7 protein-coding genes and 6 rRNA genes are annotated in these 16,538 nt (G+C 42.4%); all 13 read left to right on the top strand.

The window, feature by feature from the left end; all coding sequences use genetic code 11:
* The first annotated feature begins 2 nt into the window (after positions 1-2).
* Positions 3-599 (top strand): recombination mediator RecR, encoded by a 597-nt coding sequence (recR, locus tag LG295_RS12535; protein WP_017723276.1) that lies wholly within the window; start codon positions 3-5, stop codon positions 597-599.
* A 528-nt stretch (positions 600-1,127) separates the two neighbouring features.
* Positions 1,128-2,680, top strand: a 16S ribosomal RNA gene (locus tag LG295_RS12530).
* A gap of 287 nt (positions 2,681-2,967) precedes the next feature.
* A 23S ribosomal RNA gene (locus LG295_RS12525) occupies positions 2,968-5,890 on the top strand.
* A 79-nt stretch (positions 5,891-5,969) separates the two neighbouring features.
* Positions 5,970-6,084: ribosomal RNA gene (rrf, locus tag LG295_RS12520) — 5S ribosomal RNA — on the top strand.
* A 254-nt stretch (positions 6,085-6,338) separates the two neighbouring features.
* Positions 6,339-7,891: ribosomal RNA gene (locus LG295_RS12515) — 16S ribosomal RNA — on the top strand.
* 287 nt (positions 7,892-8,178) lie between these two features.
* A 23S ribosomal RNA gene (locus LG295_RS12510) occupies positions 8,179-11,101 on the top strand.
* A gap of 79 nt (positions 11,102-11,180) precedes the next feature.
* Positions 11,181-11,295, top strand: a 5S ribosomal RNA gene (rrf, locus tag LG295_RS12505).
* The 16S, 23S and 5S rRNA genes sit together here, the layout of an rRNA operon.
* A gap of 666 nt (positions 11,296-11,961) precedes the next feature.
* Positions 11,962-13,305, top strand: coding sequence for a lysine decarboxylase (locus tag LG295_RS12500; protein WP_404475998.1), 1,344 nt, complete (start codon positions 11,962-11,964; stop codon positions 13,303-13,305).
* 1 nt (position 13,306) lies between these two features.
* Positions 13,307-13,924 carry a dTMP kinase gene (gene tmk / locus LG295_RS12495; RefSeq protein WP_107531041.1) on the top strand — a complete coding sequence of 206 codons (618 nt, stop codon included), beginning with the start codon at positions 13,307-13,309 and terminating at the stop codon, positions 13,922-13,924.
* Positions 13,925-13,950: 26 nt separating this feature from the next.
* A complete protein-coding gene (locus LG295_RS12490; protein ID WP_017721994.1) occupies positions 13,951-14,280 on the top strand; it encodes a cyclic-di-AMP receptor in 330 nt (109 codons plus the stop codon).
* 134 nt (positions 14,281-14,414) lie between these two features.
* Positions 14,415-15,341, top strand: a complete 927-nt coding sequence (locus LG295_RS12485) for a DNA polymerase III subunit delta' C-terminal domain-containing protein (protein ID WP_404475995.1) — start codon at positions 14,415-14,417, stop codon at positions 15,339-15,341.
* Positions 15,342-15,343: 2 nt separating this feature from the next.
* The gene (locus LG295_RS12480) at positions 15,344-16,147 is read left to right on the top strand and encodes a stage 0 sporulation family protein (RefSeq protein ID WP_107531042.1); all 804 of its coding nucleotides are present in this window, start codon (positions 15,344-15,346) and stop codon (positions 16,145-16,147) included.
* 15 nt (positions 16,148-16,162) lie between these two features.
* Entirely contained in the window at positions 16,163-16,504 is a 342-nt protein-coding gene (gene yabA / locus LG295_RS12475; RefSeq protein WP_107531043.1) for a DNA replication initiation control protein YabA, read from the top strand.
* Positions 16,505-16,538 lie beyond the last annotated feature (34 nt).

The raw sequence follows: 16,538 nt of genomic DNA, 5'->3' as shown, positions 1-16,538 counted from the left end.
GCATGCACTATCCTGAACCAATCTCGAAACTTATTGACAGTTTCATGAAACTGCCAGGCATTGGACCTAAAACGGCTCAACGTCTGGCGTTTCATGTATTAGATATGAAAGAAGACGATGTTGTTCAATTTGCCAAATCACTTGTAGATGTTAAGAGAGAATTAACTTATTGCAGTGTATGTGGGCATATCACGGAACAAGACCCATGTTATATTTGCCAAGATAAGCAAAGAGACCGATCTGTCATCTGTGTAGTAGAAGACGACAAAGATGTTATTGCAATGGAAAAAATGCGTGAATACAAAGGGTTGTATCATGTATTGCATGGTTCTATATCACCTATGGACGGTATTGGACCTGAAGATATTAATATACCTAGCTTGATTGATCGCTTAAAAGACGAAGAAGTTAAAGAATTGATACTAGCGATGAATCCTAATTTAGAGGGAGAATCGACGGCTATGTATATCTCAAGACTAGTGAAACCGATTGGTGTAACAGTAACGAGATTAGCGCAAGGCCTTTCTGTAGGTGGAGATTTAGAGTATGCAGATGAAGTTACATTATCTAAAGCTATAATGGGAAGAACAGAGATGTAGCAATGCATGAAACGCATAGTAAATAGCGTATAAGGCTATTCCTTTTTGGAGTAGCCTTATTTTTATAAATAAAATTAAAAAAATGTAAAATAAAATAAAGTATGACTATAAGAGGATTTTTGTGGAGACTAGTCCTTTTTTAGCAGTGAAAAACAATGAAAAAGGGACTTTAATCATAAATATTGGATTAAAGTTTGGTTTTTGTTGATGAAAGGAGATTTTTAAAGAGAGTAAGTGTAAATTTTACCGTTGTTAAAAGGTTTTTATGCGTGTATAGTATTTACTTGTCGGACGAAACAAAACGACAAACATACAAACGAAACATAAAAAACAATTTCAAATAAAGTTCTTGACTTTCTAAGTCAAAGAGAGTAAAATTGTTTCTTGTGGTTGAAGAAATGAACATTGAAAACTGAATTGCAATATGTCAACGTTAATTCCGAACACAACATTAAATTGTTGGTTCAAAGCAAGTGCTAGAGATAACACAAATTAGTATTTTATGAGCTAATCAAACATCATAATTCATTTATGGAGAGTTTGATCCTGGCTCAGGATGAACGCTGGCGGCGTGCCTAATACATGCAAGTCGAGCGAACAGATAAGGAGCTTGCTCCTTTGACGTTAGCGGCGGACGGGTGAGTAACACGTGGGTAACCTACCTATAAGACTGGGATAACTTCGGGAAACCGGAGCTAATACCGGATAACATTTGGAACCGCATGGTTCTAAAGTGAAAGATGGTTTTGCTATCACTTATAGATGGACCCGCGCCGTATTAGCTAGTTGGTAAGGTAACGGCTTACCAAGGCGACGATACGTAGCCGACCTGAGAGGGTGATCGGCCACACTGGAACTGAGACACGGTCCAGACTCCTACGGGAGGCAGCAGTAGGGAATCTTCCGCAATGGGCGAAAGCCTGACGGAGCAACGCCGCGTGAGTGATGAAGGGTTTCGGCTCGTAAAACTCTGTTATTAGGGAAGAACAAATGTGTAAGTAACTGTGCACGTCTTGACGGTACCTAATCAGAAAGCCACGGCTAACTACGTGCCAGCAGCCGCGGTAATACGTAGGTGGCAAGCGTTATCCGGAATTATTGGGCGTAAAGCGCGCGTAGGCGGTTTCTTAAGTCTGATGTGAAAGCCCACGGCTCAACCGTGGAGGGTCATTGGAAACTGGGAAACTTGAGTGCAGAAGAGGAAAGTGGAATTCCATGTGTAGCGGTGAAATGCGCAGAGATATGGAGGAACACCAGTGGCGAAGGCGACTTTCTGGTCTGTAACTGACGCTGATGTGCGAAAGCGTGGGGATCAAACAGGATTAGATACCCTGGTAGTCCACGCCGTAAACGATGAGTGCTAAGTGTTAGGGGGTTTCCGCCCCTTAGTGCTGCAGCTAACGCATTAAGCACTCCGCCTGGGGAGTACGACCGCAAGGTTGAAACTCAAAGGAATTGACGGGGACCCGCACAAGCGGTGGAGCATGTGGTTTAATTCGAAGCAACGCGAAGAACCTTACCAAATCTTGACATCCTTTGAAAACTCTAGAGATAGAGCTTTCCCCTTCGGGGGACAAAGTGACAGGTGGTGCATGGTTGTCGTCAGCTCGTGTCGTGAGATGTTGGGTTAAGTCCCGCAACGAGCGCAACCCTTAAGCTTAGTTGCCATCATTAAGTTGGGCACTCTAGGTTGACTGCCGGTGACAAACCGGAGGAAGGTGGGGATGACGTCAAATCATCATGCCCCTTATGATTTGGGCTACACACGTGCTACAATGGACAATACAAAGGGCAGCTAAACCGCGAGGTCATGCAAATCCCATAAAGTTGTTCTCAGTTCGGATTGTAGTCTGCAACTCGACTACATGAAGCTGGAATCGCTAGTAATCGTAGATCAGCATGCTACGGTGAATACGTTCCCGGGTCTTGTACACACCGCCCGTCACACCACGAGAGTTTGTAACACCCGAAGCCGGTGGAGTAACCATTTATGGAGCTAGCCGTCGAAGGTGGGACAAATGATTGGGGTGAAGTCGTAACAAGGTAGCCGTATCGGAAGGTGCGGCTGGATCACCTCCTTTCTAAGGATATATTCGGAAACATCTTCTTACGAAGATGAAATAGGAATAACATTGACATATTGTATTCAGTTTTGAGTGCTCATTGGAGTATTCATTGCATTTTTTGTACATTGAAAACTAGATAAGTAAGTAAAATTTATGATTTTACCAAGCAAAACCGAGTGAATTAGAGTTTTTTAACAAGCTTTGAATTCAAAAAGAAATAATCGCTAGTGTTCGAAAGAACACTCACAGATTAATAACATTTTGGGTTTTCAACCGACTTGTTCGTGTTGAAAGTCAAAAAAGATTAAGTTATTAAGGGCGCACGGTGGATGCCTTGGCACTAGAAGCCGATGAAGGACGTTACTAACGACGATATGCTTTGGGGAGCTGTAAGTAAGCTTTGATCCAGAGATTTCCGAATGGGGAAACCCAGCATGAGTTATGTCATGTTATCGATATGTGAATACATAGCATATCTGAAGGTAGACGCGGAGAACTGAAACATCTTAGTACCCGCAGGAAGAGAAAGAAAAATCGATTCCCTGAGTAGCGGCGAGCGAAACGGGAAGAGCCCAAACCAACGAGCTTGCTTGTTGGGGTTGTAGGACACTCTATACGGAGTTACAAAAGAATAAACTAGACGAATCATCTGGAAAGATGAATCAAAGAAGGTAATAATCCTGTAGTCGAAAGTTTGTTCACTCTTGAGTGGATCCTGAGTACGACGGAACACGAGAAATTCCGTCGGAATCCGGGAGGACCATCTCCCAAGGCTAAATACTCTCTAGTGACCGATAGTGAACCAGTACCGTGAGGGAAAGGTGAAAAGTACCCCGGAAGGGGAGTGAAATAGAACTTGAAACCGTGTGCTTACAAGTAGTCAGAGCCCGTTAATGGGTGATGGCGTGCCTTTTGTAGAATGAACCGGCGAGTTACGATTTGATGCAAGGTTAAGCAGTGAATGTGGAGCCGTAGCGAAAGCGAGTCTGAATAGGGCGTTGAGTATTTGGTCGTAGACCCGAAACCAGGTGATCTACCCATGACCAGGTTGAAGTTCAGGTAACACTGAATGGAGGACCGAACCGACTTACGTTGAAAAGTGAGCGGATGAGTTGTGGGTAGCGGAGAAATTCCAATCGAACCTGGAGATAGCTGGTTCTCTCCGAAATAGCTTTAGGGCTAGCCTCAAGTGATGATTATTGGAGGTAGAGCACTGTTTGGACGAGGGGCCCTTATCGGGTTACCGAATTCAGACAAACTCCGAATGCCAATCAATTTAACTTGGGAGTTAGAACGCGGGTGATAAGGTCCGTGTTCGAAAGGGAAACAGCCCAGACCACCAGCTAAGGTCCCAAAATATATGTTAAGTGGAAAAGGATGTGGCGTTGCCCAGACAACTAGGATGTTGGCTTAGAAGCAGCCATCATTTAAAGAGTGCGTAATAGCTCACTAGTCGAGTGACACTGCGCCGAAAATGTACCGGGGCTAAACATATTACCGAAGCTGTGGATTGTCCGTAAGGACAATGGTAGGAGAGCGTTCTAAGGGCGTTGAAGCATGATCGCAAGGACATGTGGAGCGCTTAGAAGTGAGAATGCCGGTGTGAGTAGCGAAAGACGGGTGAGAATCCCGTCCACCGATTGACTAAGGTTTCCAGAGGAAGGCTCGTCCGCTCTGGGTTAGTCGGGTCCTAAGCTGAGGCCGATAGGCGTAGGCGATGGATAACAGGTTGATATTCCTGTACCACCATTATTCGTTTTAAGCGATGGGGGGACGCAGTAGGATAGGCGAAGCGTACTATTGGATTGTACGTCCAAGCAGTAAGACTGAGTGTTAGGCAAATCCGGCACTCTTAAGGTCAAGCTGTGATGGGGAGAGGAAATTGTTTCCTCGAGTCGTTGATTTCACACTGCCGAGAAAAGCCTCTAGCTAGAATTGTGGTGCCCGTACCGCAAACCGACACAGGTAGTCAAGATGAGAATTCTAAGGTGAGCGAGCGAACTCTCGTTAAGGAACTCGGCAAAATGACCCCGTAACTTCGGGAGAAGGGGTGCTCTTTAGGGTTAACGCCCAGGAGAGCCGCAGTGAATAGGCCCAAGCGACTGTTTATCAAAAACACAGGTCTCTGCTAAACCGTAAGGTGATGTATAGGGGCTGACGCCTGCCCGGTGCTGGAAGGTTAAGAGGAGTGGTTAGCTTCTGCGAAGCTACGAATCGAAGCCCCAGTAAACGGCGGCCGTAACTATAACGGTCCTAAGGTAGCGAAATTCCTTGTCGGGTAAGTTCCGACCCGCACGAAAGGCGTAACGATTTGGGCACTGTCTCAACGAGAGACTCGGTGAAATCATAGTACCTGTGAAGATGCAGGTTACCCGCGACAGGACGGAAAGACCCCGTGGAGCTTTACTGTAGTCTGATATTGAAATTCGGCACAGCTTGTACAGGATAGGTAGGAGCCTGAGATGCGTGAGCGCTAGCTTACGTGGAGGCGTTGGTGGGATACTACCCTCGCTGTGTTGGATTTCTAACCCGCACCATTTATCATGGTGGGAGACAGTGTCAGATGGGCAGTTTGACTGGGGCGGTCGCCTCCTAAAGAGTAACGGAGGCGCTCAAAGGTTTCCTCAGAATGGTTGGAAATCATTCATAGAGTGTAAAGGCATAAGGAAGCTTGACTGCGAGACTTACAAGTCGAGCAGGGTCGAAAGACGGACTTAGTGATCCGGTGGTTCCGCATGGAAGGGCCATCGCTCAACGGATAAAAGCTACCCCGGGGATAACAGGCTTATCTCCCCCAAGAGTTCACATCGACGGGGAGGTTTGGCACCTCGATGTCGGCTCATCGCATCCTGGGGCTGTAGTCGGTCCCAAGGGTTGGGCTGTTCGCCCATTAAAGCGGTACGCGAGCTGGGTTCAGAACGTCGTGAGACAGTTCGGTCCCTATCCGTCGTGGGCGTAGGAAATTTGAGAGGAGCTGTCCTTAGTACGAGAGGACCGGGATGGACATACCTCTGGTGTACCAGTTGTCGTGCCAACGGCATCGCTGGGTAGCTATGTATGGACGGGATAAGTGCTGAAAGCATCTAAGCATGAAGCCCCCCTCAAGATGAGATTTCCCAACTTCGGTTATAAGATCCCTCAAAGATGATGAGGTTAATAGGTTCGAGGTGGAAGCATAGCGATATGTGGAGCTGACGAATACTAATCGATCGAAGACTTAATCAAATTTTAAATGTTTTGTTTTGGTTAAATCATATTTTACTTACTATCTAGTTTTGAATGTATAATTTCATACATTTCATTGTCTGGTGACAATGGCAAAGAGGTCACACCTGTTCCCATGCCGAACACAGAAGTTAAGCTCTTTAGCGCCGATGGTAGTCGGACTTACGTTCCGCAAGAGTAGGACGTTGCCAGGCAATTCCATATTGACCCTTGGGTCGTTTTTTTATGGAAGTTTTACCCAAAAACAAAAAAATAATTTTAATAACTTCTTGACTTTCTAAGTCAAAGAGAGTAAAATTATTTCTTGTGATTGAAGAAATGAACATTGAAAACTGAATTGCAATATGTCAACGTTAATTCCGAACACAACATTAAATTGTTGGTTCAAAACAAGTGTTAGAGATAACACAAATTAGTATTTTATGAGCTAATCAAACATCATAATTCATTTATGGAGAGTTTGATCCTGGCTCAGGATGAACGCTGGCGGCGTGCCTAATACATGCAAGTCGAGCGAACAGATAAGGAGCTTGCTCCTTTGACGTTAGCGGCGGACGGGTGAGTAACACGTGGGTAACCTACCTATAAGACTGGGATAACTTCGGGAAACCGGAGCTAATACCGGATAACATTTGGAACCGCATGGTTCTAAAGTGAAAGATGGTTTTGCTATCACTTATAGATGGACCCGCGCCGTATTAGCTAGTTGGTAAGGTAACGGCTTACCAAGGCGACGATACGTAGCCGACCTGAGAGGGTGATCGGCCACACTGGAACTGAGACACGGTCCAGACTCCTACGGGAGGCAGCAGTAGGGAATCTTCCGCAATGGGCGAAAGCCTGACGGAGCAACGCCGCGTGAGTGATGAAGGGTTTCGGCTCGTAAAACTCTGTTATTAGGGAAGAACAAATGTGTAAGTAACTGTGCACGTCTTGACGGTACCTAATCAGAAAGCCACGGCTAACTACGTGCCAGCAGCCGCGGTAATACGTAGGTGGCAAGCGTTATCCGGAATTATTGGGCGTAAAGCGCGCGTAGGCGGTTTCTTAAGTCTGATGTGAAAGCCCACGGCTCAACCGTGGAGGGTCATTGGAAACTGGGAAACTTGAGTGCAGAAGAGGAAAGTGGAATTCCATGTGTAGCGGTGAAATGCGCAGAGATATGGAGGAACACCAGTGGCGAAGGCGACTTTCTGGTCTGTAACTGACGCTGATGTGCGAAAGCGTGGGGATCAAACAGGATTAGATACCCTGGTAGTCCACGCCGTAAACGATGAGTGCTAAGTGTTAGGGGGTTTCCGCCCCTTAGTGCTGCAGCTAACGCATTAAGCACTCCGCCTGGGGAGTACGACCGCAAGGTTGAAACTCAAAGGAATTGACGGGGACCCGCACAAGCGGTGGAGCATGTGGTTTAATTCGAAGCAACGCGAAGAACCTTACCAAATCTTGACATCCTTTGAAAACTCTAGAGATAGAGCTTTCCCCTTCGGGGGACAAAGTGACAGGTGGTGCATGGTTGTCGTCAGCTCGTGTCGTGAGATGTTGGGTTAAGTCCCGCAACGAGCGCAACCCTTAAGCTTAGTTGCCATCATTAAGTTGGGCACTCTAGGTTGACTGCCGGTGACAAACCGGAGGAAGGTGGGGATGACGTCAAATCATCATGCCCCTTATGATTTGGGCTACACACGTGCTACAATGGACAATACAAAGGGCAGCTAAACCGCGAGGTCATGCAAATCCCATAAAGTTGTTCTCAGTTCGGATTGTAGTCTGCAACTCGACTACATGAAGCTGGAATCGCTAGTAATCGTAGATCAGCATGCTACGGTGAATACGTTCCCGGGTCTTGTACACACCGCCCGTCACACCACGAGAGTTTGTAACACCCGAAGCCGGTGGAGTAACCATTTATGGAGCTAGCCGTCGAAGGTGGGACAAATGATTGGGGTGAAGTCGTAACAAGGTAGCCGTATCGGAAGGTGCGGCTGGATCACCTCCTTTCTAAGGATATATTCGGAAACATCTTCTTACGAAGATGAAATAGGAATAACATTGACATATTGTATTCAGTTTTGAGTGCTCATTGGAGTATTCATTGCATTTTTTGTACATTGAAAACTAGATAAGTAAGTAAAATTTATGATTTTACCAAGCAAAACCGAGTGAATTAGAGTTTTTTAACAAGCTTTGAATTCAAAAAGAAATAATCGCTAGTGTTCGAAAGAACACTCACAGATTAATAACATTTTGGGTTTTCAACCGACTTGTTCGTGTTGAAAGTCAAAAAAGATTAAGTTATTAAGGGCGCACGGTGGATGCCTTGGCACTAGAAGCCGATGAAGGACGTTACTAACGACGATATGCTTTGGGGAGCTGTAAGTAAGCTTTGATCCAGAGATTTCCGAATGGGGAAACCCAGCATGAGTTATGTCATGTTATCGATATGTGAATACATAGCATATCTGAAGGTAGACGCGGAGAACTGAAACATCTTAGTACCCGCAGGAAGAGAAAGAAAAATCGATTCCCTGAGTAGCGGCGAGCGAAACGGGAAGAGCCCAAACCAACGAGCTTGCTTGTTGGGGTTGTAGGACACTCTATACGGAGTTACAAAAGAATAAACTAGACGAATCATCTGGAAAGATGAATCAAAGAAGGTAATAATCCTGTAGTCGAAAGTTTGTTCACTCTTGAGTGGATCCTGAGTACGACGGAACACGAGAAATTCCGTCGGAATCCGGGAGGACCATCTCCCAAGGCTAAATACTCTCTAGTGACCGATAGTGAACCAGTACCGTGAGGGAAAGGTGAAAAGTACCCCGGAAGGGGAGTGAAATAGAACTTGAAACCGTGTGCTTACAAGTAGTCAGAGCCCGTTAATGGGTGATGGCGTGCCTTTTGTAGAATGAACCGGCGAGTTACGATTTGATGCAAGGTTAAGCAGTGAATGTGGAGCCGTAGCGAAAGCGAGTCTGAATAGGGCGTTGAGTATTTGGTCGTAGACCCGAAACCAGGTGATCTACCCATGACCAGGTTGAAGTTCAGGTAACACTGAATGGAGGACCGAACCGACTTACGTTGAAAAGTGAGCGGATGAGTTGTGGGTAGCGGAGAAATTCCAATCGAACCTGGAGATAGCTGGTTCTCTCCGAAATAGCTTTAGGGCTAGCCTCAAGTGATGATTATTGGAGGTAGAGCACTGTTTGGACGAGGGGCCCTTATCGGGTTACCGAATTCAGACAAACTCCGAATGCCAATCAATTTAACTTGGGAGTTAGAACGCGGGTGATAAGGTCCGTGTTCGAAAGGGAAACAGCCCAGACCACCAGCTAAGGTCCCAAAATATATGTTAAGTGGAAAAGGATGTGGCGTTGCCCAGACAACTAGGATGTTGGCTTAGAAGCAGCCATCATTTAAAGAGTGCGTAATAGCTCACTAGTCGAGTGACACTGCGCCGAAAATGTACCGGGGCTAAACATATTACCGAAGCTGTGGATTGTCCGTAAGGACAATGGTAGGAGAGCGTTCTAAGGGCGTTGAAGCATGATCGCAAGGACATGTGGAGCGCTTAGAAGTGAGAATGCCGGTGTGAGTAGCGAAAGACGGGTGAGAATCCCGTCCACCGATTGACTAAGGTTTCCAGAGGAAGGCTCGTCCGCTCTGGGTTAGTCGGGTCCTAAGCTGAGGCCGATAGGCGTAGGCGATGGATAACAGGTTGATATTCCTGTACCACCATTATTCGTTTTAAGCGATGGGGGGACGCAGTAGGATAGGCGAAGCGTACTATTGGATTGTACGTCCAAGCAGTAAGACTGAGTGTTAGGCAAATCCGGCACTCTTAAGGTCAAGCTGTGATGGGGAGAGGAAATTGTTTCCTCGAGTCGTTGATTTCACACTGCCGAGAAAAGCCTCTAGCTAGAATTGTGGTGCCCGTACCGCAAACCGACACAGGTAGTCAAGATGAGAATTCTAAGGTGAGCGAGCGAACTCTCGTTAAGGAACTCGGCAAAATGACCCCGTAACTTCGGGAGAAGGGGTGCTCTTTAGGGTTAACGCCCAGGAGAGCCGCAGTGAATAGGCCCAAGCGACTGTTTATCAAAAACACAGGTCTCTGCTAAACCGTAAGGTGATGTATAGGGGCTGACGCCTGCCCGGTGCTGGAAGGTTAAGAGGAGTGGTTAGCTTCTGCGAAGCTACGAATCGAAGCCCCAGTAAACGGCGGCCGTAACTATAACGGTCCTAAGGTAGCGAAATTCCTTGTCGGGTAAGTTCCGACCCGCACGAAAGGCGTAACGATTTGGGCACTGTCTCAACGAGAGACTCGGTGAAATCATAGTACCTGTGAAGATGCAGGTTACCCGCGACAGGACGGAAAGACCCCGTGGAGCTTTACTGTAGTCTGATATTGAAATTCGGCACAGCTTGTACAGGATAGGTAGGAGCCTGAGATGCGTGAGCGCTAGCTTACGTGGAGGCGTTGGTGGGATACTACCCTCGCTGTGTTGGATTTCTAACCCGCACCATTTATCATGGTGGGAGACAGTGTCAGATGGGCAGTTTGACTGGGGCGGTCGCCTCCTAAAGAGTAACGGAGGCGCTCAAAGGTTTCCTCAGAATGGTTGGAAATCATTCATAGAGTGTAAAGGCATAAGGAAGCTTGACTGCGAGACTTACAAGTCGAGCAGGGTCGAAAGACGGACTTAGTGATCCGGTGGTTCCGCATGGAAGGGCCATCGCTCAACGGATAAAAGCTACCCCGGGGATAACAGGCTTATCTCCCCCAAGAGTTCACATCGACGGGGAGGTTTGGCACCTCGATGTCGGCTCATCGCATCCTGGGGCTGTAGTCGGTCCCAAGGGTTGGGCTGTTCGCCCATTAAAGCGGTACGCGAGCTGGGTTCAGAACGTCGTGAGACAGTTCGGTCCCTATCCGTCGTGGGCGTAGGAAATTTGAGAGGAGCTGTCCTTAGTACGAGAGGACCGGGATGGACATACCTCTGGTGTACCAGTTGTCGTGCCAACGGCATCGCTGGGTAGCTATGTATGGACGGGATAAGTGCTGAAAGCATCTAAGCATGAAGCCCCCCTCAAGATGAGATTTCCCAACTTCGGTTATAAGATCCCTCAAAGATGATGAGGTTAATAGGTTCGAGGTGGAAGCATAGCGATATGTGGAGCTGACGAATACTAATCGATCGAAGACTTAATCAAATTTTAAATGTTTTGTTTTGGTTAAATCATATTTTACTTACTATCTAGTTTTGAATGTATAATTTCATACATTTCATTGTCTGGTGACAATGGCAAAGAGGTCACACCTGTTCCCATGCCGAACACAGAAGTTAAGCTCTTTAGCGCCGATGGTAGTCGGACTTACGTTCCGCAAGAGTAGGACGTTGCCAGGCAATTAAAGACCCAAAAGGGTCTTTTTTTTGTGCGCTAAAGAGCTTAACTTCAACCGAAAGTAATTGTCGATTTCGACGGAGTACATGAGTAAAGCTCATGCATAAGTCCCACTAGTACAATATTAAGAAAGTGGGACTTTAGAAGCTGACGAACTAAACGAGCGACGAAACGAGCTTACGAGTGGTAAGTGAGTAAGAAGAACGTGCAAGTGAGGAAAGATGCGAGCGCTTGTCTTACGGTAAGAAAGGTCTTTAGCGCCGAAGGTAGCAGACTTACGTTCCGCAAGAGTAGGCAAAGCGGAATACATGAGCAAAAGCTCATGTATAAGTCCCACTAGTACAATGAAATATAATCTGATAAGAAGTCACAATTCTATTTTAATAAATTAGAGTCAAAATTAACAAAGTGGGACTTTACAGGCAATTAAAGACCCAAAAGGGTCTTTTTTTATGAGGAAAATCTTAATTTCAACCGGAAATAATTGGAAGTCATTGTCAATTTTCGACAGCGTAGATGGGCAATACGCTATATATAACCACTATTAACTCAATAGAGTAAGCGGTGGTGCTTTAAAAGAAAAATAACCAGATTTATATGAGTTTATGAGTAGTTCTTTAAATATGTTAAAATATAATGAAAATTAAAGTTTGAAAAGTGGGTGTTGTATGTCACTGCCATTACAGAAAAAGTTTAATGAGTTATTAGAAAGAAAACCAATTTCTATGCATGTCCCGGGACATAAAAATGCGACAATAGGTTATATTAATCAACTAAAGTTTGAAATGGATATGACAGAAATAACGGGTTTAGATGATTTACATCATCCTGAAGGTGTTATAGCACAAAGCATGGCCAATGTGAAAAAACATCCTGATTATGATGCATTTTATTTAGTCAATGGGACAACATCAGGTATTTTATCAGTTATACAAGGTTTCTCAAATGTTCAAGGTCGATATGTTATTGCAAGAAATGCACATAAGTCTGTTTTTCATGCTTTAGATTTAGTTCATGAACCATGTCGATTATTGGGTATGGCTATGAGTATAAAAACAAAACAATATTTGGGCCCTCAGCAAAGCACACTGTTCCAACAATTAAATGATACGAAGTTATTAGTTCTTACATACCCAAACTATTATGGGGAATGTTTTGATATTGAAGAGATACTAGACTATACAAAGATTCATCAAATACCTACGTTAATAGACGAAGCACATGGTGCACACTTTGATTTACCAGGTTTCCCAAAGTCTTCGTTGAATTTAGGAGCAGATTATGTTGTGCAGTCATATCATAAAACATTGCCGTCACTAACAATGAGTTCAATAATATTTATTCATAAAAATGCACCGCAGCGTGAAAAGGTCTTGAAATATTTAACGTATTTTCAATCTTCAAGTCCTTCGTATCTTCTCATGAATAGTTTAGAGTTAGCGCATGATTTTTATGAAAATTATAATACTAACTTGTTTTTTGAAAAAAGAGAGAAATGTATTTACGCTATTGAGTCTATAGGCATGCGTGTAGTTGAAGTAAGTGACCCATTGAAGTTGAATATACAATGTACGGGCTATTCAGGTATTGAATTACAACAGTTTTTTGAAAGCAAAGATATTTATGTAGAATTAGCAGATGAATATCAAGTACTATTCGTTTTACCTCTGTGGCATGAAGGTGACCAATATCCATTTGAAGACTTAATCGACAGAGTAAAACAAATAGAAGTAGAAAAAAGGTTCAATAACATAGATTATGATATTCCTGATTATAAAATGTGTGGTTTGTATCAGCCTGGTGAAATAGCAAAAGTTAAAAGTATAGATATCAATGAAGCTGAAAATCAAATTTTAGCAGTGAATCTTGTACCTTATCCACCAGGTATACCAGTAATGCTAAAAGGAGAAATAATAACAGAAAATATGATAAAATTAATGAATTATTGGTGTGAACACCACATAAGAGTAGAAGGAATAAAAAAACATAAAATTGAAATTAAGGATGAATAAAATGTCAGCTTTTATAACTTTTGAAGGCCCTGAAGGTTCAGGGAAAACGACTGTCATACAGCAAGTAGCCAAAAAATTAGAAAATGAATATGAAGTTGTACTTACCAGAGAGCCAGGCGGTGTAAAAACTGGAGAGCAAATTCGTGAAGTATTGCTTGAAGGAGATGATATGGATGATCGAACAGAAGCATTATTATTTGCTGCTTCTAGACGTGAACATCTCGTAGGTAAGGTAATTCCATCATTAGAGAGTGGTAAATTAGTATTATGTGATAGATATATTGATAGTTCTTTAGCATATCAAGGCTATGCTCGGGGAATAGGAATAGAAGAAGTGAAATCTATTAATGAATTTGCTATTAATGGTTTGTATCCGGATATTACGATATATCTTAATGTTAGCGTAGACGTTGGAAGGGAAAGAATCTTGAAAAATCAACGAAATCAAAATCGTTTAGATCAAGAGGATGTGAAATTTCATGAAAAAGTAGTTGAAGGTTATAAAAAAATTATTCATAATGAGTCTGAACGCTTTATGGTAATAGACGCAGATCAGAGTGTAGAAAAAGTTGTTAATGCAACGTATGAATCTATCATGAAATACTTAGAAAAATTATGATATAATACTGGGAAGAGGTGTTTAATATGAAAATGATTATAGCAATCGTACAAGATCAGGATAGTCAAGAACTTTCAGATAAACTTGTAAAACATAACTTTAGAGCAACGAAACTTGCAACAACAGGTGGTTTTTTAAGAGCAGGTAATACAACATTTTTATCTGGTGTTGAAGATGACCGAGTTGATGAAATGCTAAAAGTTATTAATGACACTTGTGGTAATAGAGAGCAACTTGTATCACCTATAACACCAATGGGTGGCAGTGCAGATTCTTATATTCCATATCCGGTTGAAGTAGAGGTTGGAGGAGCAACGGTATTTGTAATGCCAGTTGATGCTTTCCATCAATTTTAGAATCATGGTTGCTATATATAGTGGCCTTTCAAATTACATTTCCACTTAAGATTAAATTGTCATGAACTTAAGTAATGTGATTTGTAAGGTTACTATGTATAAGCAGCCTTTTTATATAAAGGAGTAACTTTATGATGGATGAGTTAGAAAGACTGACAAAAGCGTATCAATCAAGTAAACTGTCGCACGCTTATTTATTTGAGGGTGATGATGGGCAATCCATGCAGCAAGTCGCAATTGATTTCACGAAATTAATCCTATGTGACCAAGACAATCAATGTCAGTTAAAAGTAGAAACATTTAATCATCCAGATTTTATGTATATATCTTCCGAAGAAACTACGATTAAAAAAGACCAAGTAGAACAATTAGTACATCATATGAATCAACTACCTATCGAGGGTGACTATAAAGTATATATTATTGAATCTTTTGAGAAGTTAACCGTTCAAGGTGAAAATAGTATTTTAAAATTTTTAGAAGAACCACCCGATAATACGATAGCTATATTATTAACAACGAAACCAGAACAAATTTTAGATACTATTCATTCTAGATGTCAGCATGTATATTTTAAGCCAATAGATAAGTCTATCTTTATAGAAAGATTAATCGAACGCGAAATTTCGCGTCCTGTAGCAGAAGTGCTAAGTACATATACAACACAAATTGAAACTGCAGTGGCGATAAATGAAGAGGCAGACCTGATGGCGTTGCGTAAAAGTATTATAAAATGGTGCCAGTTGTTGTTAACAAATCGTTCAATGGCGTTGATAGCGATTGTCGATTTATTAAAGCAGGCTAAAAATCGTCGTTTACAGTTAGTTACATTAGCCGCAGTTAATGGTTTCTTTGAAGATGTTATGCATGCTAAGGTAGGAATGGATGATGAGTTCATATATCATGATATGCATGAAGAAGTGAAAGTATTTTCTAAAAAATTAACATATAATCAAATTATTTTGATGTATGATCAAATAACAGAAGCACATAAAAAATTAAACCAAAATGTTAATCCGACATTAGTATTTGAACAGATTGTGATAAAAGGGGTGAGTTAAACATGCAAAATGTAGTAGGAATTGATTTTCAAAAATCAGGGAAAATGGAATACTATTCGCCAAAAAATTTCGATTTAAATGTAGATGATTGGGTGGTAGTTGAGTCTAAAAGAGGATTAGAGATGGGGCGTGTAAAATATGCTCCGTTAGATGTTGCAGATGAAGATGTAACACTACCTTTAAAAGAAATCGTCCGTCATGCAACAGATGAAGATTTAAGTCAATATGAGCAAAATGAAAAAGATGCCGAAGAGGCAATGACATTATGCAAAAATACGATTCAACAGCAGAGTCTAGAAATGAGACTAGTGAATTGTGAATTTACATTAGATAAATCAAAAGTGATTTTTAATTTTACATCGGATGAACGTGTTGATTTTAGAAAATTAGTAAAAGTGCTAGCTCAAAAACTAAAAACACGTATTGAATTAAGACAGATAGGTGTTAGAGATGAAGCGAAATTACTCGGTGGTATCGGACCGTGTGGACGTTCTTTATGCTGTGCTACGTTTTTAGGTGACTTTGAACCAGTATCTATAAAAATGGCAAAAGATCAAAATTTATCTCTTAATCCTACTAAAATTTCAGGAGCTTGCGGTCGTTTAATGTGTTGTCTTAAATATGAAAATGACTATTATGAAGAAGCGCGCGCTCAATTACCTGATGTAGGAGAAGCTATTAAAACGCCAGAAGGTAATGGTAAAGTGATTGGCCTAAACATCTTAGATATTTCTATGCAAGTAAAAGTGGAAGGACTTGAACAGCCACTTGAATATAAAATGGAAGAATTAGAGACATTAAATTAGGAGGCCAAAATAACATTGAATCGTAGCGACATATTTGAAAAATTAGCGAATTTAGAATCAAATATTAATCAAATCAATACGGATATGGTTAATTTGAAAAATCTTACGGTTGAATTAATTGAAGAAAATGTCGCCTTACAAATCGAGAATGAGAATCTAAAAACATTGATAGATAAGGAAGAACAATCTAAAAATGTAGCGCAAGGTAATAAACCCCCTGTTAAACAACCACTTCGCAGTAAAGATAATTTGGCTATGCTTTATAAAGAAGGTTTTCATATTTGTAATGGTGAATTATTTGGGAAACATAGAAAAGGCGATGATTGCTTATTCTGTCTCGAAGTATTAACTGAATAAAAGTTGGTACAGAACAAAATCAATAGTAGTCATA

Source organism: Staphylococcus pseudoxylosus (assembly GCF_044794325.1).
Classification (GTDB): Bacteria; Bacillota; Bacilli; order Staphylococcales; family Staphylococcaceae; genus Staphylococcus; species Staphylococcus pseudoxylosus.
The sequence above is the reverse complement of the archived record's forward strand: the minus strand, read 5'-3'. Positions and strand labels throughout refer to the sequence as shown.

Bases quoted from the DNA above. Each gene is read 5' to 3' on its own strand.
- LG295_RS12500 (WP_404475998.1), top strand. From the start codon at position 11,962: ATGTCACTGCCATTACAGAAAAAGTTTAATGAGTTATTAGAAAGAAAA.
- LG295_RS12480 (WP_107531042.1), top strand. From the start codon at position 15,344: ATGCAAAATGTAGTAGGAATTGATTTTCAAAAATCAGGGAAAATGGAA.
- LG295_RS12490 (WP_017721994.1), top strand. From the start codon at position 13,951: ATGAAAATGATTATAGCAATCGTACAAGATCAGGATAGTCAAGAACTT.
- tmk (WP_107531041.1), top strand. From the start codon at position 13,307: ATGTCAGCTTTTATAACTTTTGAAGGCCCTGAAGGTTCAGGGAAAACG.
- LG295_RS12485 (WP_404475995.1), top strand. From the start codon at position 14,415: ATGGATGAGTTAGAAAGACTGACAAAAGCGTATCAATCAAGTAAACTG.
- recR (WP_017723276.1), top strand. From the start codon at position 3: ATGCACTATCCTGAACCAATCTCGAAACTTATTGACAGTTTCATGAAA.